Source organism: Pseudoalteromonas sp. 1181_04 (genome assembly GCF_052850545.1).
Window position 1 is genome coordinate 1 of record NZ_VXCS01000044.1, and the last position, 22,466, is coordinate 22,466.

General features: G+C 41.1%; 15 protein-coding genes. 10 read left to right on the forward strand and 5 right to left on the reverse strand.

Annotation, left to right across the window (positions count from 1 at the left end):
* A partial coding sequence (locus FW757_RS22290) for a retention module-containing protein (protein ID WP_446441719.1) occupies positions 1 to 3,953 on the reverse strand: 3,953 nt, incomplete at its 3' end.
* 231 nt (positions 3,954 to 4,184) lie between these two features.
* Between FW757_RS22290 and FW757_RS22295 the strand changes: the two genes are divergently transcribed.
* Genes FW757_RS22295 through FW757_RS22310 form a run of 4 tightly spaced genes read left to right on the forward strand, consistent with a single transcriptional unit; the run spans position 4,185 to position 10,407 of the window.
* On the forward strand, positions 4,185 to 6,185 hold the full coding sequence (locus FW757_RS22295; protein WP_182740705.1) for a TolC family outer membrane protein: 2,001 nt from the start codon (positions 4,185 to 4,187) through the stop codon (positions 6,183 to 6,185).
* A gap of 41 nt (positions 6,186 to 6,226) precedes the next feature.
* Positions 6,227 to 8,365 carry a type I secretion system permease/ATPase gene (locus FW757_RS22300; protein ID WP_446441720.1) on the forward strand — a complete coding sequence of 713 codons (2,139 nt, stop codon included), beginning with the start codon at positions 6,227 to 6,229 and terminating at the stop codon, positions 8,363 to 8,365.
* The gene (locus FW757_RS22305; RefSeq protein WP_182762303.1) at positions 8,362 to 9,783 is read left to right on the forward strand and encodes an HlyD family type I secretion periplasmic adaptor subunit; all 1,422 of its coding nucleotides are present in this window, start codon (positions 8,362 to 8,364) and stop codon (positions 9,781 to 9,783) included. The genes FW757_RS22300 and FW757_RS22305 overlap by 4 nt, the downstream gene beginning before the upstream one ends.
* 36 nt (positions 9,784 to 9,819) lie before the next feature.
* Entirely contained in the window at positions 9,820 to 10,407 is a 588-nt protein-coding gene (locus FW757_RS22310) for a response regulator transcription factor (protein WP_182719450.1), read from the forward strand.
* 148 nt (positions 10,408 to 10,555) lie between these two features.
* On the opposite strand, the gene FW757_RS22315 is transcribed toward FW757_RS22310, so the two are convergent.
* The 3 genes from FW757_RS22315 to FW757_RS22325 form a co-directional block, all read right to left on the reverse strand.
* Positions 10,556 to 12,541 carry a bifunctional diguanylate cyclase/phosphodiesterase gene (locus tag FW757_RS22315; protein ID WP_220493430.1) on the reverse strand — a complete coding sequence of 662 codons (1,986 nt, stop codon included), beginning with the start codon at positions 12,539 to 12,541 and terminating at the stop codon, positions 10,556 to 10,558.
* Positions 12,541 to 13,254: a transglutaminase-like cysteine peptidase gene (locus FW757_RS22320; protein WP_310736626.1), complete on the reverse strand. Its 714-nt coding sequence runs from the start codon at positions 13,252 to 13,254 to the stop codon at positions 12,541 to 12,543. Before FW757_RS22320 ends, FW757_RS22315 begins: the two co-directional genes overlap by 1 nt.
* A 176-nt stretch (positions 13,255 to 13,430) precedes the next feature.
* Positions 13,431 to 13,889 (reverse strand): LPP20 family lipoprotein, encoded by a 459-nt coding sequence (locus FW757_RS22325; RefSeq protein ID WP_145239567.1) that lies wholly within the window; start codon positions 13,887 to 13,889, stop codon positions 13,431 to 13,433.
* Positions 13,890 to 14,051: 162 nt separating this feature from the next.
* Here FW757_RS22325 and FW757_RS22330 point away from each other — a divergent pair, with 162 nt between their 5' ends.
* A complete protein-coding gene (locus tag FW757_RS22330) occupies positions 14,052 to 15,245 on the forward strand; it encodes a flagellar assembly protein FlgT (RefSeq protein ID WP_182719453.1) in 1,194 nt (397 codons plus the stop codon).
* Here the strand turns inward: FW757_RS22330 and FW757_RS22335 are convergent.
* Complete coding sequence (locus FW757_RS22335; RefSeq protein WP_182719454.1) at positions 15,229 to 16,131, reverse strand: LysR substrate-binding domain-containing protein; 903 nt, start codon at positions 16,129 to 16,131, stop codon at positions 15,229 to 15,231. The genes FW757_RS22330 and FW757_RS22335 overlap by 17 nt on opposite strands.
* Before the next feature lie 114 nt (positions 16,132 to 16,245).
* On the opposite strand from FW757_RS22335, the gene FW757_RS22340 reads away from it, so the two are divergent.
* The 5 genes from FW757_RS22340 to FW757_RS22360 all read left to right on the forward strand — a co-directional run bounded on the left by FW757_RS22340 (position 16,246) and on the right by FW757_RS22360 (position 22,397).
* On the forward strand, positions 16,246 to 16,974 hold the full coding sequence (locus tag FW757_RS22340; protein ID WP_145239576.1) for a glutathione peroxidase: 729 nt from the start codon (positions 16,246 to 16,248) through the stop codon (positions 16,972 to 16,974).
* Positions 16,975 to 17,114: 140 nt separating this feature from the next.
* Positions 17,115 to 18,563 (forward strand): dihydrolipoyl dehydrogenase, encoded by a 1,449-nt coding sequence (locus tag FW757_RS22345; RefSeq protein WP_446441721.1) that lies wholly within the window; start codon positions 17,115 to 17,117, stop codon positions 18,561 to 18,563.
* 87 nt (positions 18,564 to 18,650) lie between these two features.
* The gene (locus tag FW757_RS22350; protein WP_182719456.1) at positions 18,651 to 19,268 is read left to right on the forward strand and encodes a DUF4303 domain-containing protein; all 618 of its coding nucleotides are present in this window, start codon (positions 18,651 to 18,653) and stop codon (positions 19,266 to 19,268) included.
* A gap of 135 nt (positions 19,269 to 19,403) precedes the next feature.
* The gene (locus FW757_RS22355; protein ID WP_182740698.1) at positions 19,404 to 20,405 is read left to right on the forward strand and encodes a hypothetical protein; all 1,002 of its coding nucleotides are present in this window, start codon (positions 19,404 to 19,406) and stop codon (positions 20,403 to 20,405) included.
* A gap of 663 nt (positions 20,406 to 21,068) precedes the next feature.
* Complete coding sequence (locus FW757_RS22360) at positions 21,069 to 22,397, forward strand: ATP-binding protein (RefSeq protein ID WP_182719458.1); 1,329 nt, start codon at positions 21,069 to 21,071, stop codon at positions 22,395 to 22,397.
* The last annotated feature ends 69 nt before the right edge of the window (positions 22,398 to 22,466 follow it).

Below are 22,466 nucleotides of genomic sequence, written 5' to 3' on the forward strand. Positions count from 1 at the left end.
ATATCAAAAGTAGGCGCTTGAGTGTCAATTACTCCGCCGTTTTCAGTATCAGACGCGGTATTACCTGCCGCATCAGTGACACTGCCATCCACTTGGAATGCGCCCTCTGCAAGTGGGGTCGGTACATCCACCGACCACGTACCATCTGCCAGTACCGTCGCGGTTAAGGTTTGCACAGCGCCAGTGGCATCAGTGACAATCACGCTGACGAGACCGCCAATTTCATCACTGCTACCAGTGATGGTAGGCGTGGTATCGTTCGTTGCAGCAAGCGGATCAATATCAAAAGTAGGCGCTTGGGTGTCAATTACTCCACCGTTTTCAGTATCAGACGCGGTATTACCTGCCACATCGGTCACGCTGGCATCCACTTGGAATGCGCCCTCTGCAAGTGGGGTCGGTATATCTACCGACCACGTACCATCTGCCAGTACCGTCGCAGTTAAAGTTTGCACCGCACCGTTTGCATCTGTCACGGTGATACTTACCAGTCCACCAATTTCATCACTGCTACCAGTGATGGTTGGCGTGGTGTCGTTGGTTACAGACAACGGATCAATATCAAAAGTCGGTGCAAGTGTGTCAATGATCCCCGTTGCCTGAGCATCACTTGTTAAGCCATTTACAGTGATACTTGCATTAACCGTAAATTCACCTTCGGCAAGCGTATCTTGTGCATCTACACTCCACACACCTGCTATGACGGTTGTGTTCAGAGTTTGGCTATTATTATTACTATCAGTAATTACCACGGTGATAAGTGTACCGTCAGGGGCATCAGACGTACCACTAATGGTTGGTGTTACATCATTGCCATCAGCAACCGTATCGATACTAATACTTGGTGCGTTACCATTTAAAATAAAGGTATCAGAGGCCGTTGCTTGATTACCTGCAGTATCCGTTATGCTCGCATCGACATTAATGGCGCCGTTTTGTAATGCAATAGGTACTTCTACTGACCAACTGCCATCGGTATTTACTATCGCGGTTAAGTTTTGTGAATTTACACCATCGGTAACAACTAAGCTCACAACACTGCCCGCTGGTTCATCAGTTTGACCACTAATGATCGGCGTACTATCGCTAACTGTATCTAAATTATCAATCGTTAATATGGGAGCGGTAGTGTCAATTATACCCGTTGCATTATCAGACACGATATTGCCTAAGCTGTCTGTTAATGTGGCATTAACGCTAAATCCACCCTCAACTAATGCAATTGTTGGTGTAACACTCCAATCACCATTATTGTCTACTTGTGTCGTTAATAATTGCGTTTGACCATCAAAACCAGTTATCAACACACTGACAGTATCACCTGCAACAGCATTAAGACTAGTTCCTGAAATGCTTGGAGTCGTGTCGTTTGTTTCTCCAATCACATCAATTGTCACTGATAGTAAACTCGAATCAATAAGACCGGTTTGAGTATCTGAAGCTTGATTGCCAGCATTATCTGTCACTGATGCAGTAACGCTATAGCTCCCTTGCGCGAGTGCGCTGTCAACTTCGATAGCAAAACCTCCATCGGCAAGCACGCTGGTCATTAATGTTTGTTGCACACCATTTGCATCGGTTACAACAATAGTAACCATAGTACCAACTGCCACACCGCTGACTTGACCCGAAATAACCGGCGTATCATCAGCCGTATTTGCCAATGGCTCTAAATTAATAGTCGGTGCAGTAAGATCAATTAGGCCTTGCGCAACATCAGTTGCTTGATTACCCGCGGTATCTGTTACTGACGCAGTAATAGAAAACTCACCTTCGGAAATTGCTTGGTTAGTGCCAACTTGCCAACTACCATCAGCATTCACTGTAGTGGTTACAGTTTGCACTGTGCCTGCACTATCAACCAAAATCACAGTAACTAAAGTACCTGCTTCAACACCCGAGACTACACCTGAGATAATCGGAGTCACATCATTAGAATCAGCAAATGAGTCAATACTGATGGTCGGAGCAGTCAAATCAATTAGCCCTGTTTCGGTATCTTGGGCTGTGTTTCCTGCTGTATCTTGCGTTGTGGCTGTCACCGTATATGGCCCTTCGGCTAAAGCACTGGCCACTGCTATGCTCCAAACTCCACTGGCATTTATTTGTGTGATAACCGTTTGTTGCTGACCGTTACTATCTACAATGGTGACTGTTACTTGGCTTCCGGCAGCCAACCCTTGGGTAATACCTGAAATCGTCGGTTGTTGATCATTACTATCTACTAATGGATCGATATTGATCAGTGGGGCAGTTAAATCTATAGTACCCACTGCCGACGCTGAGCTGCTATTACCAGCTGGATCCGAAACGGTGGCTTGTACTGTATAATCGCCCTCCACCAATGCATTAATAACGTCAACTTGCCAATTGCCATTGCCGTCGGTTGTAGCCGTCAGCGTTTGCTGTTGCCCATCACTGCCTGTAACTAACAGAGTCACTGTTGTACCTGGCGGCACATCTAATACTGAGCCTGATATTAATGGTGTTGTGTCATTGCTATCGTTCAATTGATCAATCGAGATGACTGGACTGGTTAAATCTACTACACCAGCTGCACTATCTTCGGCTTGATTACCAGCGCTATCAGCGACGCTGGCTGTCACTGTAAATTGACCTTCAGCCAGTGCATCAACAACCTCTACAGACCAACTGCCATCAGCTGTAACCGAAGCAGTTAAAGCTTGCGCAACGCCGTCACTAGCTACAACGGTTATTGATACAAGCGTACCCGTAGCTACACCATTTACCGACCCCGTCAATGTAGGAGTCACGTCATTGGTATCAGCAATTGCATCAATCACAATTACTGGCGCGGTTAGATCTATAATGGCTGTAGTTTGTGCATTACCTTGGTTACCAGCTTCATCAACCGCATTTGCTTGAACACCATAAGGACCTTCAGCCAAAGCTGCGGTGGTAACACTCCAATTACCTTGCTCATCAATTTGCGTCACAAACGTTTGCACTTGCCCACTGCTATCAGTCACCGTAAGCGTTACATCATCACCGGCCACCAGCCCGACTACGGAGCCTGTAATTACTACCACTGGCGATGTCGAATCAGCAAGTGTATCAATACTCACAAGCGGTGCTGTGGTATCAATATCGGCAGCAATGTTATCTGAAATTGGATTGCCATCTGGGCCTGTTGCTGTAACTTCAACAACAATTGGGCCATCTGGTAATGGTTCTAATTCCGGTGAGGTGAAGGTGCCGTCAGGTTGCACAACAACATCAATCGTTTGTACATTACCCAAAGCATCGGTGATTGTAATTAATACTGTTTGACCCACTAAATTAGTCGATGCACCTGAAATAATCGGTTGCGGGTTATTAATTAAGCCAATGTCATTTAACTCTAAACTACCAATTAACGCGGTTTCGGGCACCACCCCATCGGTCGTATCACGAAGAGAAAAAATGCCATCATTGTTAGCTGTAAAACTATCATCAAAAGATAAACTACTTGGATCAATACCCTCAGCGATACGTGCAAGTTCCACAAAGGAAGTACCTCCACCAGAACCTGTTGCAGCATTACCACCAGCGGCAGTTGCTTCTAATGTATCCAGTAAATCACCACCACTTTCAAGGGCACTCAAAAAATCACTGACATCTTCACTTAAAGGAGAGGAGGATGCCTCATCTGCAGTATTCGGTTGGTTTAAGCTAGCAATGGCATCATCAATACTATCATCAAAAATTGTTGTTTCTGAGCTATCGCGGGTCGTTTCGGCAACAAGGTCGGGGGTGATTCTTACCCGTTGATTGGCAGGAATAGACAGAGACATACCTTTGATATCGATCATAACCGAGGAGTTCTCAGCAGTGATAATAACATCACCAACCGTCAGCGCGTCCCCCAACGATAATGCCCGAATTGAACCATCTTCTAAAACAATCCCAGCTGAGCCTTGAATGTCTATGATCAGTAATTGATTTGCGTCCATTTTGCTGCCTTTAATCAAGAGTTATACCTTTGTATTACTCAAATTTAGGACATCACAGCCAAAAGGATACTGGACTAAAGTACAGGTTTTGAATTTTTAAAATTGTATTAAAAGATTAAAAAACTGGTAGAAATTAATTTTTGTGCTTTATCAAAGTTCTATTTGCACAAATTGATTTCGTTGTCTAAAACTAAATTTAATTGCCCATAAATTTGGATCTAAGAGGACGAAATGGCTAAGAAAACTAACTTTACCGGTACTAGATTTACAACTCTAATTGGTTTGGTTTTAGCTGCAAATGGATTTACCCCCAATCTTTATGCAGAACAAACTTCGATCATGCCTTTAACTTATGTAGCCGACAAAGCGATTGCGAGCAACCCAGAAGTTCAGCAAGCTTGGCATGCTTTTAAAGCATCTGTTTATGGCATTGACGCAGCACAATCTGGGTATTTACCGACCCTAGACGCATCAATCAGTGCCGGCTATGAAAAGCGCAACTACGGCGTAGAAGATGAATACAATCGAAATACGGCAGAGTTAACATTACGACAAATGCTCTATGATGGTTTCCAAACATCTAATACAGTTAAACGCTTTGAGCGAATTCAGCTCATTCGCTATTTTGAAATGCTCTCCCAAGCAGAGCAAACCGCCCTGCAAGCAAGCGTTGCCTACCTTGATGTACAGAAGTTCACCACGTTAGTTGAGCTGGCACAAAAAAATCTTCAAGAGCATGAATCGGTTTATCAGCAAATTGAGCAAAGTGTTGGTGCTGGAGTTGCAAGAGCTGCCGATCTTGAACAGATCAGCGGCCGCCTATCACTTGCACAATCAAATGTAATGACTGAATACGCAAATCTCCATGATGTTAGCGCACGCTACTTACGCATAGTCGGCGAACTTCCTCAGCAAGGCACCGTGGCTGCAAAATTAAATGAAGACAGCATCCCCATTTCGATTAATCAAGCTCTTGATATTGCCTATAAAAACAGCCCAAATTTTTATGCATCGCTCTACAATATTGAAGCGCAGCAAGCAAATGCCCAATCGCAGAAATCCGCCTTTCATCCAAAGGTTGATTTATCCGCCCGATATGGCTCCCAAGATCGCGATGAACTTGGTTTTAATCAAACCCGTACCGAAGCCCGGGTTGGGATTGATGTACGTTACAATCTCTATAACGGGGGCCTCGATAGCGCTAATTTAGAACAAGCTTATCAAGAAGTTAATATTGCAAAATACCAGCGAGATCAATCCTGTATCGAAATTCGTCAAAATCTGCAAGTTGCTTATAACAATGTCAAAGTACTTGAAAGTAAATTACCAGCCCTTGACCAGCATCGCCGCTCATCAGACAAAGTAAAAGTTGCCTATAAAGATCAATTTGATATTGGTCAACGCACGTTATTAGATGTGTTGGATGCAGAAAACGAGTCATTCCAGTCAAACCGTTCCTATACAGCAGCACTTTATGAACGTCAAAGTGCCATATTAGCGATGCTAGCAGAAATGGGAAAACTACTTCCGACACTTAATGTAAGCTCAGACAAATTCCCGAAAATCACTGAATTAACAGATGATACTATTGCCCATAATGCCGAGTTTATCTGCCCTAAATACGATGTTGCAGCAACAATCAATCGGCAAGCATTTTTGCAAAAAAAAGCCCAACAAGATAACGCCTATATGAGCATGACTGCGATGCCCAGTTATCTCAATGCACCGACCTTAAATAGCAGTACATTTAGTGATGATGATAATGACGGTGTTGCCAACGAACAAGATGATTGCCCTTCGACCCCAACCTTGACTGAGGTAGATGAAAAAGGCTGCACTAAATACAACAGTAATACTAGTAACGTCGAGATCGGTATTCCGTTCGTGGCTGATTCAAGTGTTGTGCGCCCTGAGTATTTGCAAGAAATCGCACGCCTCGCTGATTTTTTAAAATCACACCCATCTAAAAATGTTGAAATACAAGGGCATGCTTCACTCGAAGGGCCTGCTCTTTACAATAAAAAACTATCAGAAAAACGAGCATTCTCCGTGGCTGAAATTTTAATTCAGCAATACGGTGTTGCCCCTAAACGGGTTAAGTCACTCGGTTATGGAGTAGATAAACCAAGAATTAATGAGATCTCTGTTCGAGCTAACGCCGCTAACCGCCGTATTGAAGCTGTGATCACAGACACAGAAACTGGCAATAGCTTTGTTGCGGCAAGTTATTAATCTGAACTAGTTAAACAATATAAAGTGATATTGGAAGCTATATGGAAATAGATGATGAAATCGGTCATGGTGGTATTTTAGTCGACTGCTTAGCAATTTTATGCCACTACCATGATCGTGAATTTTCCCGCGAAACCTTGCTAAATGGACTTCCTCTTGAGCAAGGTAATCTTACTCCTTCTGGTTTTTCAAGGGCTGCAAAACGCATTGGTTTTAAAACTAAAGTTGTAAATAAACAACTTATTAAAATCAATACGGCATTATTACCCGCTATTTTACTACTAGAAAATAATCAAGCCTGTGTGATCACTGCACTGGATCTGCAATTACACACCGTAGAAGTTATTTACCCTGAACTCAGCTATTCGGCAGTAACCTTACAAATTACAGATCTGAGCAAAAATGCCACTGATATTGTTATTTATACACGTCCTGAATTCACCTTTGATGCCCGCTCGCCAGTGCTGCAAAAACTATCTAAAGACGGCTGGTTTTGGGGCGTGATAAAAGAATGTCGATCCTTGTATAAAGACGTGATTATTTCAGCCATTGCACTAGGCGTACTTTCAATTGCGATGCCATTATTTGTTATGAACGTGTATGATCGAGTGGTACCAAATCAAGCTGTTGAAACACTATGGGTATTAGCCATTGGCGTATTAATCGCGCTGACCGCCGACTTCATTTTAAGGTTAGTACGCAGCTATTTTGTCGAACTCGCAGCAAGTCGTATCGACGTAAAAGTCTCCGCAGTTATTATGGAGCGAGTACTGGGTATGCAGTTAAAAAACCGCCCTACATCAGCGGGCTCATTTGCCAGCAATATCCAGTCATTTGAAGCTGTGCGAGGATTTTTCAGCTCAATCACGCTTATCGCTTTGGTTGATTTACCCTTTGTACTTTTATACCTCACCGTGATTGCTATCATTGGCGTACAGCTTAGTATCCCGATCATTGTCGGAGCACTGTTGCTACTATGCTATGCCTTAGCCGCCCACCGTAAATTAGAAGCGCTATCAGAGCAAACAATGAAAGCCAGTTCAATGCGTAATGCTATTTTAGTAGAGAGTCTCACCAATATCGAGGACGTTAAAAGCTTTCATAGTGAATGTAAAACCCAGGCTGCATGGGAAAAATCAACCATTTATATTGCTCGGGTTAATGCACAGAGCCGGCTGATCTCCGGTTCAATTGCTAACTCAGCCACTTGGCTACAACAATGTGTTGGCGTGATAATTATGATTATTGGGGTGCACTTAGTTATTGCTGGTGATTTAACCCAAGGAGGCTTGATCGCCGCCTATTTATTATCTTCACGCACTATGGGGCCAATCGGTCAATCTGCCGCTGTGTTAGCACAATTTCACCATGCCGCTATTGCCATGCATTCACTCAATGAAATAATGGAAAAAGAAATTGAGCGTCCTGCAGGAAAGCATTGGTTAAGTCACCCCGTTTTACGTGGTGATATAGAGTTTCATGATGTGCACTTTAAATATGCTGATGACAGTAACGAAGCATTATCAGGTGTATCATTTAAAATCAAAGCCGGTGAAAAAGTGGCTATCCTAGGACGTAATGGCTCAGGAAAAAGCACCCTAGAGAAGTTAATCCTAGGGCTGCATGAGCCAAATTCAGGATCAATTTTAATTGATAACACCGATATTCACCAAATAGATCCCGCAGAATTACGCCATAACATTGGTTATGTTCCACAAACTATCTCACTATTTTTTGGCACCCTCAAAGACAACATCACCTTAAGTGCATGGCACGCCAAAGATGAACAAATTATTAGTGCTTGCGAGCGTAGCCAATTATTCGATCTTATAAACTCTCATCCTGATGGCTTTGACCTACAAGTTGGCGAACAAGGTCGCTTACTTTCTGGTGGACAACGCCAAGCTGTGGGAATGGCTCGAGCATTGATCAATGATCCACCCATACTCATTCTCGATGAACCAACCTCAGCACTGGATCATAATAGCGAAGCCAAAATCATCGCCAATTTAAAACAACACAGCCAAGATAAAACCTTACTTGTTGTTACTCACAGAACCTCATTACTTGAGTTAGTCGATCGTATTATCGTAATTGATAATGGCAAAATTATCGCCGACGGTGCAAAAGCCAACGTTATCGCGTCTCTCAATAATCAAGCCGTAGAGCGTGCCTCATGAGTAAAAATAAAATCACTATAGAGCAACGCTCTTTTGAATCTGTCGGTCGTGCCATTGAGACTAGTAAAGGACAAAAGCCATCAATATTTAATAACTTATTTAAAGGCTGGTTATCCCCACCTAATAGCCAAGATTGGGTGGTCGATGCACAATGGGAAAAAATGCAACAGCAACCAGCCAGTGCCAAGTTACTGCTATATTTAATTTGTTTAAGTATGGTGTTGCTGGTTGTTTGGTCTGCATTTGCAAACCTAGATGAAGTTGCTCGTGGTGAAGGCCGAGTGATCCCATCAAATAAATTGCAACTGATCCAATCCTACGATGGCGGCATGGTAGAGCAAATTAATGTCCGCGAAGGGCAAATCGTCAATGCTGGCGATGTATTAATAAAAATAGACCCTACCAGATATATTTCGAACTTTAGAGAAAACCAGTCAAAAGTGTTGTCACTCAGTGCCAAAGTAGCGCGTCTTGAAGCTCAGACTAAAAAACAACCGTTAATTTTTGAGACTAAACTCACTGCTGATGCGCCGGGAGTCGTGATGCACGAACAAGCACTTTACACCAGTAATAACCAAGAGCTTGAACAACAAGTCGCAATTCATAAACGCCAATTAGAACAACGCCGTCAAGATCATATCGAAGCACAAGCAGCCCTGCAACAGCATAGCAATGCCTTACGATTAATAAACCGCGAACTACAAGTAACCCGCCCATTACTACGCTCAGGCGCAGTATCTGATATCGATATTATTCGTTTAGAACGCCAAGCTGTTGATTTAAATGGTGAGATAAACCGCACTAAGGCTGTTATTAATCGTAGCCTTTCTGCTATTAATGAAGCGAAGAATAAAGTAAACGAAGTCGAATTATCTATGATAAACCGTTGGAATAATGAGCTTTCTGAAGCACGGCTGCGCCTAGATGCAATTAAAGAAACCGAATCTGGTTTAGCAGATAAAGTCACCCAAACTGAAATTCGCTCTCCGGTTAATGGCACTGTGCAACGCCTGATGGTCAATACCGTCGGTGGCATTTTACAACCTGGTAGTGATGTACTTGAAATTATACCGCTGGATGACCAACTGATTGTAGAGGCCAAAATCCCTCCGAAAGACATTGCTTTTTTACGTCCGGGACAAGCTGCAATGATCAAATTTAGTGCTTACGATTTTGCGATATACGGCGGACTAAGCGCCGAAGTTATACAAATTAGTGCCGACACGATTACTGATGAGCGAGACAACACGTTTTATTTAGTACAGCTGAAAACGGACAAAAGCCACTTTGCCGAAAACCTAACAATTATTCCAGGAATGACAACTCAGGTAGATATTATTACTGGTAAAAAAACCGTGTTGGAGTACTTGCTTAAACCGGTATTACGAGCAACCTCATTAGCAATGACTGAGCGTTAATTAATATTATTCTTACATTTTTAATATGGAACTATAATGCGCCAAAGTGTCTTTATCACCGAAGCTAAGTTTATTTCACCTCACTGGCAAGCAGCCTACCCTGAATGTGAAATACGACAGCAACAACCACACAATATTACAGCAGATACTATTTTATGGATCTTAGCTGGCAGTCCTGATTGGCTTAGCGTAGTACAAAGGTACAGTAAAAATCGCATTCCAGTGATTGTGATGAGCAAAGAGTTAAACATGGCAGAACTCTGCGCTGCGCTGCAAGTGGGAGCTCGCGGTTATGTTGAAGCATTTGCCAGTAAGGTAATTATAGAGCAAGTGGCAGAAACCGTTATCAGTGGCGGCATCTGGTTACCGGGTCAGTTGCTATCAAATTTAGTCGGCGTGCTCTCAAAGCAGTCAATCAGTTATCAGCATGCTTGTGATCTAACACTATTAACCAAACGCGAACACCAAGTGGTCGATATTGTTGTCACAGGTGCCAGTAATAAAATGGTTGCAAAGCAATTAAACATTACCGAACGTACCGTTAAAGAACATATGAGCTCGATTTTTAACAAGCTCAAAGTTCGTGACCGTATGCAATTGATGCTCGCAGTAAAAGGAAGTTAAAAAATTGAGAATTCAATTTCTAATACTTGTGCATCTTCCGTAATGTTATAAATCAACCGCATTTTTCTACATTAAGAACCAGAGTACAAACGCAATACTATGTCCGTAGATTAGAGTCTACCTTGGGCAGAATACACAACCCTATATTTTATTCTTCCGCGCTTGCTTTTACTTCATCATCAACTGGTTGCGATACTATGCCATCGAATCCTAGCCCTTGTAATGTCACCTGATCTTCGGGGTTATTAACGCCCTCAGCAATGACTTTTATACCAATTGAATGAGCTAGTGCGCACACTCCTCTTAAAAAAGTCTGATTATCTTGGCTGTAACTAATATTGTGTCCGTAAATACTATCAATTTTAATCATTTCAAGACCTAACTCATGAATTTTATCTATTTTAGTGAAAGCTGGCCCGACCCGTTTCAGTGCCACTTTTGCTCCCATACTTTTCACTTGCATACAAAAATCTTTAAAAATAGTCAATTCAGCAACAGCTAAACTTTCACGTATATCAAAACAAATATGCGCTGCTAATTTTGGAAACGCCAATAAATAAGTCAATATCGCAGCAAGCGCGGCATCATCTAATAATGTTTCTTGTGATAATTCCACCGATATAAGTTTTAAATCCTCTCGCGCTTCAAATGTTTGTACCAGATATTTGATCAAGCCCCAGTCTAATCGAGCAAGTAACTTCAATCGTTTTGCCCATTGCCAATAATAACCACTGCGATAAAGTTCACCATTGAGCAATAAACTCAAGCTCACTTGGTTTTGTAATAACTTACCCGAAAAAGATTTAACCGGATAAAGCAACACATCTAAATCATTATTATCTAACGCGCGCTCAATCGCCTCACGCCAACTAGCAGCGTCAGAAAATAATTCATTGCGCTGCTTATTATTATTAATTTGAACCTGTATTGTCGGCTCTGCCACGGCGGCTTTTAATAAATTATCGACCCGTTTTAATAATGTAAAACGGCTATCTTCACGCTCTATATAACTACAACTGTGTGGGATAGTTAAACCAATATGACTGTATTCTGCCAGTAATACTGCATGTTGCTTAAGTACCTTCGAACTCAGACTTTCGATATCATCAGTGTCATTTACCAATACCGCAAAATCGCTATGAGACATACGGGCAATATGACTTGCTGAAAAACGATCTTCATTGGCTTCTAAAAAAGCGACCAATGTTTGTGTAAAGCGACGTAAAAAAGCCACCATCTCAACACGATTGATTTGCTCACTGATCAGGTCAAGATTGACAATACGAAATAAAAATAACGCGCCATGAGCATGTTCTTTTGATTGCTCCAATTGTGCTTCTAAAGTGGCACAAAAATACTCTCGATTCGCCAAGCCAGTTAATTCATCGTGCTGGCTTTTAAAACGAAACTCCTCTAAGCGTTTATTATCTTCTTTAATAATACGACTAAAGCGCGTTGACAGAAGATTCATCGAACTAACTAACCGAGCAAATTCATACGTTTTTGGTACTTTAGATTTAATAAAACGTTTATCACCTAGCGCATTTGCTTGCTGCACAACATCATCTAACGGGCGTAAAATTCGACTTAAAAAATGAGCACTCGCTATACATGCGGTAATCGCCACCATAAAAAAACTCCAGAATAATCGAATCGCGCTCTCCCATAGCGCTTGCTCTGTGTATTGACTATGGCTTTCTACATATAAAGTACCAAACTGCTGCCAGCCATCGCTCACTTGCGCAACGCCTGGCATCACATGTAATTGATAAAGATGATGAAACCAAAGTGGCGCCGATGTATCAAATTCACCACTAAATACTCGTTTTACGATCGGTTCACCTTGCGGGTCCTGCAATTCAATACGTTGGTAGTGCCCTGTATCAAAAGTAGCAGAAATAAGTAGCTCTAATTCAACATGATCTTTATGCAGCTGACTGAGCATTAAAGCCAAGCCATTAGCATTATCAATATTTTTTAAATACAACTGAGAAGAAAAATACTGTTTAGCCGAATACGTACTAATGAGTACACTACTGACGAAACCAATAATTATGACCACTAAAATAGCCAACCACAGTTCTTGGCGTAAAGTGATCTTACTTTCACGTTTAAATAAGGACATAAATGACATCACCAGATAATTCCTTCTTGTTGTGTTTGTTCAATAATTCGTCGCCAGCGAGATAACCTAGCAGTTGGATTGGCAACACTTTGGGTTGAGTTGTTCGCCCACAAGCCTTGGCTGTTAAAACTAAAAACGGGGCTTAGATCGGTGCGTTTAGCGGCAGGCAGTACTTTTGTTATTAAACTATCTAATATCAGCGGTTGTGCATTAGGAGTAACAAAATACCCCAACACCATATGCGCCTGAGTTTGTTTTGAGTTAGGACCGCCGATCTGTGCTTTAACGTAGATCAAACGTAACTTATCATCTTCAATGCCTAGTACTCGCAGACTAATATATTTAGCAATCGCATAATCTTCGCAGTCACCAAGGCCTTTGCCTAATGTTTCAAGTGGCGTTGCCCAGTAATCATTTTGCTGCCATAGCTCAATATCAGTACGATAGCGTAAGTTGCGAGCAAAAAAATTATTTACGATTAAGATTTTTTGTTGCTCAGTTTGATTCTGTGACTGAACCAACATCGTTTGCCAATTACGTGCTACCGCTACGCGCGTTGGTCCAAATTGCAGGTTCATTTTTTCTAAAAAGACATTAAATTGGATGGGGAGACGATCGGCAAAAACCACACTGGTAACTAATATAAACAATAGCGCAAAATGCAGTAACGGGCAGTTACTAAACTTTCGCAAAAGCACGCAGCCAAAGTGTAAAACGCTCACTGACGCGACCATAAGTATATTAATAAAAACCGAGTTATTTTTTTACGTGCCACAAGCTTTATTCAATAAAAAACATTAAATAAAGCATAGCACTGAAGTATTCACTGTGAGATATTTTAGCGTGTATTTTGTTAGTTACTAACATAACTAACAACGAATTTATTAGATCAAGCGTTTTAGTAATAAGTTACTTTTTTAACTTCGCGTGGTTTAATTTCACCTATGTATAAGTCATGCACCCGCTTCATATCAAGTTGTAACTCTGTGGCATAGGTATCACCTACGGCATAGGTTTTAATTACTTGTGCGCCTTTAATAATCCCTTGTACTTGCCCTTGCAAGTGATCGTTTTGTGCAATACTGCCTTGCACTGTGGTGCCTGCGGTAATTTTTTGCCCATATACTTGCTCTGCAAGCTCACGATACGCTTCTAGTTTTGATGCTTTAATCGCCATTAATGAGCGTTGTGATTGGTTATCACCCGGTTGCGCACTGATCGGCGCATAACCCACGGCTTTTAGAATTGGGTAGTTATCTGGCTCAATATACTTATATTCCACATGTTTATCAAAAATACTGCTACAGCCAGCTAGACCTAAGCTTGCTAATATACAAATTGAAATCACAATACGCATGGCTTCTCTCACGCTTTAAAAGAGTCATTAATAACTAAATCAATGCACGATCAATGCCATAATTAACTGCTATGACGGTTTTAAAGCAACCTTGCAAAACAATTGGTACAGTCCTTGCTCTGTCACTGTTAATAGCAAATGTATATTCATGGGGTTAGGGTAATGAAGCGAATTTTATCAATGGTAGTAATCGCCAGCAGTTGGCTAAGTATTAGTCTATTCTCCTCCCATACAGTTGCCCAATGGTATGAATCAACCGGCCATGCAAGCATTAGAAATAATGATATCAGTGCGGCAAAATCGGCGGCAATAAAAGATGCTATCACCCAAGCTTTAGTGTTCTCAGGGGCACGCGTCAGCTCAATGCAGACCTTAGTAGATGGGGTGTTAACCCAAGATCAGCTAAAAATAAACAGCCATGGCGAAATTCAAAAGATAGAGATGATCAGCGAAGATCGTAAAGCCGATCAATTTGCAATTACTTTGCGCTTGGATATCTTCCCTCAACAAGAACACTGCCCTGCGAACCAATTTACTAAATTTGTTGCGATCACCCAAACACAATTAAATAATCGCGAACAAGCGAAGATGGGTCAAATATTTGACATTAATAAAGCCACCAGCGAAGCACTCTACAAAACGTTAAATCAATCGGCTATGAATGCTAAACCAACGGCTTATTTTAATTTTCCGATCCGCGTTGGCGAATTTTTTAATCAACAATACGATTACAGTAATGCCCTATTAGAAGAAATATCGAGCCGCAGTAATTCTCAGTATGTATTGTTAAGTCAAATTGTTGATATCTCAAATGGCGATAAACTCAATAACAGTTATGCTTTTTGGCAGGACGAAACCTACCAACGTTCATATAAAATAGATTTTGCCTTGTTTGATGGCACCACTTACGAGCGAATGTGGCAAAAAAGTTATCGCAGTCAAGCTATCTGGCCATTTGAAAAAACTGCAATTATTGACGTGTTTAGTGATAAATTTTGGAGTTCAGATTACGGCCAAAATATAGCCGACATAAACCAAACCGTTAGTTACGACTTACAAGCCGCAATGGCTTGCCTTGAAACCCAAGGTAAAATATTACATATAGAAAACAATAAGCTAATTATTAATTTAGGCAAAGCCCATGGTATTGAAAAAGGCCAACGCTTAAATATTGCACATCATAACTATTTAACCGATGCAGCGGGAAATAAAATGCCACACCTGATCACCACGCTCAATCAAATACAAGTTGAGCAGGTATATCAACAAAGTGCGGTTGCCGTCAGTATTGACCAACAACCACTGCCTAATATTCAAATAAATGATGTAGTAGAACTGACTAATTTAGAGCCTTAGTTAATTGTTGGTGTAAGCTTGGGTGCTCAATAAGCCAATTAGCAAGTAATTCAATGCCCGCTAAATGCGGGTAATGTTTACGACAGGTCAACACTACACTTCGCTGTTGAGTTGGGAAGATTGGCAAGTAGCTAATACCTGCGCGCTCTGTGCACGCAAGCTTAGGCACGAAGGTTACCCCATCATCCATAGCCACCAATGCTAATAAGGTTTCTAAGCTATTACCTCGGTACTCATTGGACACATCAACCCCAGCGGCAAAACAAAATTGCTGGGCTTGATCTTTAAAACAATGACCATCGCTGAGCATCAATAAACTGCACTCTTGTAGCTCATCTAACACTATTTTACTGCGTTTTGCTAAACTATTTTGCGCTGACATAGCGACCAAAAAGTCTTCTTTATACAATTTAACTGTATGATAAAGTTTAAGTTCAGGCACATCTGCTAATATAGCGATATCTAACTCACCGTTATCCAGTGCGCTTAATATAGTCGCGGTTTGCATCTCAACAAAAGCAAATTGGCTATCAGCAAACGCTTCTTTCATCGAGGTGAGTAAGGTAGGTAATAAATACGGTGCAATCGTTGGAATAATGCCTATTCTTACTTTACCTTGTAGTGGCGACGATGACGTTGCTGCTAGCTCTTTTAATATTTGGGTTTGCTCTAAGATCACTTTGATCTGTGTCAACAAACGTTCACCTTGAGCCGTTAAAGTAACCTGCTTAGTAGAGCGGTCAAATAAAGTAACACCCAGCTCTTGTTCAAGTTTTTTAACCTGTCCACTGAGAGTGGGTTGACTGACAAAACATGCATCGGCGGCTTTACGAAAATGCTTAAAGTGCGCAATCGCTTTTACGTATTCAAGATCTTTTAAATTCACTGCAAACTCATAATTAATCGGTAATACCTATCATACTAATATAAACAAACGATTGGAGCTATTATAACTTTCACGACATAATGGCTATCAACAAATCAAGAGGAACTAAAAAACATGTTAAAGAATATTGAAGGTCAAACAATTCCACAGGTTACATTTGCAACACGTCAAAATGACGAATGGAAATCAGTAACTACCGATGACATTTTTAAAGGTAAAACAGTGGTTGTGTTTTCACTACCCGGTGCATTTACACCAACCTGTTCATCAACTCACTTACCACGCTACAACGAATTAGCTGGTGTACTTAAACAAAACGGCGTTGACGACATTGTGTGTTTATCAGTAAACGATACCTTTGTAATGAATGCATGGGCTGAGCATCAAGAAGCACAAAACATTACCTTATTACCAGACGGTAACGGCGAATTCACTGACGGCATGGGCATGTTAGTTGATAAAAACGATTTAGGTTTTGGCAAACGCAGCTGGAGATACTCTATGCTGGTTAAAGATGGCGTAATTGAAAAAATGTTCATCGAACCAGATTTACCTGGCGACCCGTTTGAAGTATCAGATGCAGACACTATGCTCGATTACATCAACCCTAAACAAGTTAAACCAGAGCCGGTGAGCATTTTCACTAAACCTGGCTGCCCTTTCTGTAAAAAAGCGAAAGCATTATTAACAGAGAAAGGCCTAGTATACGAAGAGATCACTATGGGTGCTGGCGCATCACTGACTAGCCTAAAAGCTATTTCAGGCCGTGAGACCGTACCACAAGTATTTATCGGCGGTAAGCACATTGGTGGCTCTGACGATTTAGAAAAATACTTTGCTTAATTAAGTAAATACCTTAAGCAAATAATAAGGGGCAGCAATGCCCCTATCCATACCCTTTTTAAATACCCATTTTAAATACCTATTTTATTAACTAATTTAAAAACCAGTTTTTTAATAAAATTGGTATTGAGGACATCACCATGAAAGAACTAAACACCGACGTTGTTGTAATAGGTGCTGGCACCGCAGGTTTAAGCGCTTACCGCAATGCAAAACAACACACGTCTAACGTATTAATGATTGAAGCAGGCCCATACGGTACTACCTGTGCGCGAGTTGGCTGTATGCCAAGTAAATTACTTATTGCCGCCGCAGAAGCCGCCCATGCAATTGAAGCCGCGCCAGCCTTTGGTGTGCACAGCTCAAAACCAAGCATAAACGGTGTTGAAGTAATGGCGCGCGTGCGCAATGAGCGCGACCGCTTCGTAGGTTTTGTAGTAGAAGCCGTGGATGAGCTACCCACTGATGATAAAATAGTAGGCTACGCAAAATTTTTAGATGCCAATCGCGTACAGATTGACGACCATACAATTATTACCGCTAAGCGCTTTGTAATTGCTACCGGCTCTCGACCTGCTTACCCTAGCGTATTTAATAACTTTGGCGACAGACTAATCATTAACGATGACGTTTTCGATTGGCAAGACTTGCCAGAGTCAGTTGCTGTATTTGGCCCTGGTGTTATTGGCCTCGAAATTGGCCAAGCGTTGCATCGCTTAGGTGTTAAGGTAAAACTATTTGGTGTGGGTGGCGCGATTGGCCCAATTACCGACCCAGTTATAAAAGACTACGCAAATACTGTATTTGCTGAAGAGTTTTTTGTCGATACCGATTCAAACGTATCCGATATGAAACAAGTAGGCGATAAAGCGCAGCTTACCTATGTCGACAAAAACGGGCAAAAACAAACCGAGCAATTTGATTACGTACTTGCCGCGACGGGCCGCGTACCAAACACCGACAAACTCGGTCTTGAAAACACTGGCATTGAGCTTGATGAACGTGGCGTACCAATCGCTGATAAACACACAATGCAATGTGGCGACTCCAATATATTTATCGCCGGAGATGCCAGTAACATGATCCCACTACTGCATGAAGCGAGCGACCAAGGCTCCATCGCAGGGCAAAACGCGGGGCGTTTCCCTGATGTACGTATTGGCCTGCGCCGAGCGCCAATTGCAGCCGTTTTCAGCGACCCACAAATTGCTATGGTCGGTGAAACGTACAAGCAAATAACGGCTCGTTATGGTGAGTGTGGTTGTTTTGAAATTGGCGAGGTCAGCTTTGAAAACCAAGGCCGCAGCCGCGTAATGTTGAAAAACAAAGGTCATATGCGTTTATACGCAGAGCAAGGCACAGGCTTATTTTTAGGTGCTGAGTTTATTGGCCCACAAGCTGAGCATATCGCCCACCTACTGGCATGGGCTGTACAAAACAAAATGACTGTACCACAAATGCTCGACATGCCATTTTATCACCCAGTGATAGAAGAAGGCCTACGTACCGCACTGCGTGATTTAAACGCTAAGCTGAAATTTGGCCCAGATATCATTAACCAATGTATGGAATGTGGCCCTGGAGCATAAATAATAAAAAGCCAGTTAATTTAATTAATTGGCTTTATTACATATGATAAACTGCCAAATTATTAATTTTTTACAAGGAATGATTACATGGAAACTGACTTTTCTACTTTTGAAGAAGCGTTATATTTAGATAGTAAAAAAGCATTCAAGCAAATTTTAGCTGACTTGGGTGATGATATTTATGTAATCGGTTTTTATCACTCTGGTAGCTGTTCATTTTTACCTATGTTCAATACTCATACTGATTTTCAAAGCACATTTGAAGACGAATATGACTGCGAAGAAGATGACCGTTTACTCGCTAAATGGAACGTCAGTGACTTTCCATCATTAGAAGATTACTCAGAATATTTTGAACACAGTAGTGAAATTCTACAAACACTCGACAATGACGATAGCTATGAAATAGTCAGTGATGAAGAAATCCAAAAATATTGGCAAGCATGGTTATCAACCTTAGAGCGCGTGTTAATTCGCTTAGATAACGAAGGTATATTTTCAGAAGGTGTAGAGCGAAACTCAATCACGCTTGCCATACTCGCTTACGATGAAACTGAAGATGAGCAATTTTCACGCATTAAACGCATGAATCCGCCCGCTGTTTTAGCAACTATTGAAACCGATTTTGAAACAATGATTGCCAGCCGTAACGAAGCAGAGCAATTAGCGATGGCAGAATTTGAGCGTATGTTACAAGAGCGTTAGTTTTTAATAAATAGCTCTATATTGGCGCATAGTAAGTAATTGAGTAAAGACGAATTCAGCTATGGCTGCATTTCAATAAAATACATTAAAGCGAGCCTTTTTATAGGCTCGCCAAGTAGCTAAAAGGAATTTTATATGTGGTTTGAAAAACTGACAGGCTTTAGTGAAGAATCCCCGTTACAAGTGCATAAAAATTTATCAGTTAACGGTAATATTTTAAAATCTCATATTAATGCAAAGGAATATCATTGCGGCTTATTAGAAACACCATCATTAGCCGAATTAAGAAATCGCGTTAATTATAATAAAGCGCTAGATACAAAAAACTCTATTCGTGAAATCGTTGCGAATGTTCAAGACCTTCATACTGATAAGAACAATGTCGGCGCATTATTCCAGGTTGCCTCCCAATTCAACCTCTTAGAAATGGTTTCTCCTGATGTTACACCTGAGCACGGTGTCGATGGCTATGAGTATGATCGTACTCAAGGACCTGCTTGCGCTATAGCTGCAGGTGCCGGAACTATTTATCGAAACTATTTTGCAAACGTAAATGGTGAAATTGGTCAAACGGCTAATAATCAGATCGATTGCCTGAGTGACATTGGTGCCGCATTAGGAAATAAAAATAACCGTCTTTGGCAAATGAAAAATGGTTATGCTTTGGCATCTGAAGAAGGTTTAATAGAAATAAATGAAAAAATTAACTCTGCGACTAAATCTGAACTCGACAAATTAAAAGCTTTGTTACGCATTGGCATCCAATGGGATACAGAGGTGACACTAAATGATCTAAAGCAAACAGTCAGCCAAGTTTATTGTTCAGCGCTTCCTGTCGCATATTCACAAATACCTCCAACGTTATGGGCTAATTTTGCCAAACTGATATTAGAGGCTTGTTACGAAGCAACAATATGCTCTGCTATTTTGAACTATCAAAAAACTGGAAACAATAAAGTATACCTAACACTTATTGGTGGTGGCGTATTTGGTAATGATAGACAATGGATTTTACAAGCCATTGAGCGCGCCTTGAAACTATACGAGTACGCAGACCTTGATATATTTATTGTAAGTTACGGCTCTTGTGATCCTTATGTTCAAAAATTCATAGATAATTTTTCAAAAAATAAATGATAACTACAATAAAAAGCTAGCGTCATTAATAACGAAACCTTACCAACATAAGCTTTAAGAGCGTTGGTAAGGCGCTAGCCTTTTAATTGTTAATCCAATGGCTTTTTATTTCATTAAGGCTTGCTTAGTAACAACTTTATCACCATGACTTGGCGGCGTTGAGGTAACAATAAAACCAGCTCGTCCGCAGCGTAGTTGCATAACTGATGCACTAACCCCGCTGGCACTGTAGGCCTTGTTGCGGGTTTTATATCGCTAACAAAGTCGCCTGCCCATTAAGTACAAAAAAGAACGGCTCTGCAAACTCATGCTTATGCGACTGCTCCCCGTCGGCACTCGCTCTTGGATCACATTCAATGCAGTACTCTTCACCAAATGCCAACCATCACAATTATCACCCTTATGCCCCCAGTTATAATGTTCAGCGTTATCGACTGAAATAGGCATTGCCATATCTTCGCTATCCCTTAAAAGCTACTGCACAACAAAGTAAAACATCACCGTTTAAAATAGTAGTCAATTTAATTTATACAAGGAAACCACACTTATTCGCGCATAAAAGTGTGAAAAAACACACTTATTAGCGCATAAAAGTGTAAAAACTTGCATTTATTCGCGCAATAAAGTGTAATTAATCATCTAGTGAGTAATACGAGACCTGCCATGCAACGATTAATTTTAGAAAAGTTATTAGATTGGAAATCTAAGCCAGCACGAAAACCCTTATTAATTGATGGCGCTCGCCAAACAGGTAAAACTTATTTATTACAAACTCTATTAGGCAGTACCTTTGCAAACGTGATTCGAATCGATTTTTTAGAGTCCCCGCAAATGAGTGAAGCATTCGCAGATTCGTTATCCCCCGAAAACGTACTATCTAATATAGAGCTACTTACAGGAAAAACGTTTGACCCTAATACAGATCTACTGATCCTTGATGAAATAGGCGAATGCCCTAAAGCAGTCACGTCCCTCAAATACTTTGCTGAACAAGCGCCGCACATGCATATTGCCGCCAGTGGTTCTAATATCGGTTTATTAAACTCCTTTCCTGTAGGTAAAGTGGAGCAACATAATCTGCGCCCTCTCACATTTCGTGAGTTTCTGATCGCCTCGAAAGAAACCGCTCTAATTAAGGCATTTGCAGCACAAACAAACTCAAGTGCAGCACATAGCAAATTATTCTCAAAACTCACTGATTATTACTTTACTGGCGGTATGCCAGAGGCTGTAAGTACATGGTTTGATTTATCTGATCACAGTATCATTGACCGCGTTCAAGCTGTAACAGATATTCATAAAAATTTAGTACTGGGATATCAACGAGACTTCGGCAAATACTCAGGAAAAGTAGATGCAGGATTAATTGAGGCTGTATTTAACAATGTTCCAGCACAGCTATCATCAGTGATGGATGAATCGGTTAATCGCTTTAAATTTAAAGGGATGCACGATAAAAAATCTCGCTATAGTGATTTTGAAAGCGCTATTTCTTGGTTAAATAAGTGCCGCTTGATACTCAAAAACCACCCTATTGATGGCACACCTAAAAGCCCACTAGCAGCATATAAAAAAGATAATATAGTTAAATTATTTCTTTTTGATGTGGGCTTATTAAATCATATGCTAAACATTGGGTATAAAGAAATAAAACAACAAGGCTATGAATACAAAGGCTTTGTGGCCGAAAACTTTGTACAACAGGAACTTGCTGCACAAGGCATTGACCCAACATATTCATGGGGTGATGCAAGAGCGGAGATCGAATTTGTGGTCTCTGATGACGAAGGCAACATACTGCCTATCGAAGTAAAAAGTGGTAAACGCACCAAAGCAAAATCACTACAATCGTACATAAATAAATGCCAGCCCATCAAAACAATTAAACTCACAGGCACGCAAGGCTCATCACCACTGGAAAAGGAGTATATTGTCCTCCCGCTCTACTACAGTGAATATGCAGTAAGCAAACACCTGAGGCTGATGAATTGATAAAAGATAGACCTATCAGATTGCACACCAATTTAAACATCGTTGAGAAAACTGGCGGGTGCTTACAAA

Bases quoted from the DNA above. Each gene is read 5' to 3' on its own strand.
- FW757_RS22295 (WP_182740705.1), top strand. From the start codon at position 4,185: ATGGCTAAGAAAACTAACTTTACCGGTACTAGATTTACAACTCTAATT.
- FW757_RS22300 (WP_446441720.1), top strand. From the start codon at position 6,227: ATGGAAATAGATGATGAAATCGGTCATGGTGGTATTTTAGTCGACTGC.
- FW757_RS22305 (WP_182762303.1), top strand. From the start codon at position 8,362: ATGAGTAAAAATAAAATCACTATAGAGCAACGCTCTTTTGAATCTGTC.
- FW757_RS22310 (WP_182719450.1), top strand. From the start codon at position 9,820: ATGCGCCAAAGTGTCTTTATCACCGAAGCTAAGTTTATTTCACCTCAC.
- FW757_RS22315 (WP_220493430.1), bottom strand. From the start codon at position 12,541: ATGTCATTTATGTCCTTATTTAAACGTGAAAGTAAGATCACTTTACGC.
- FW757_RS22325 (WP_145239567.1), bottom strand. From the start codon at position 13,889: ATGCGTATTGTGATTTCAATTTGTATATTAGCAAGCTTAGGTCTAGCT.
- FW757_RS22330 (WP_182719453.1), top strand. From the start codon at position 14,052: ATGAAGCGAATTTTATCAATGGTAGTAATCGCCAGCAGTTGGCTAAGT.
- FW757_RS22340 (WP_145239576.1), top strand. From the start codon at position 16,246: ATGTTAAAGAATATTGAAGGTCAAACAATTCCACAGGTTACATTTGCA.
- FW757_RS22345 (WP_446441721.1), top strand. From the start codon at position 17,115: ATGAAAGAACTAAACACCGACGTTGTTGTAATAGGTGCTGGCACCGCA.
- FW757_RS22350 (WP_182719456.1), top strand. From the start codon at position 18,651: ATGGAAACTGACTTTTCTACTTTTGAAGAAGCGTTATATTTAGATAGT.
- FW757_RS22355 (WP_182740698.1), top strand. From the start codon at position 19,404: ATGTGGTTTGAAAAACTGACAGGCTTTAGTGAAGAATCCCCGTTACAA.
- FW757_RS22360 (WP_182719458.1), top strand. From the start codon at position 21,069: ATGCAACGATTAATTTTAGAAAAGTTATTAGATTGGAAATCTAAGCCA.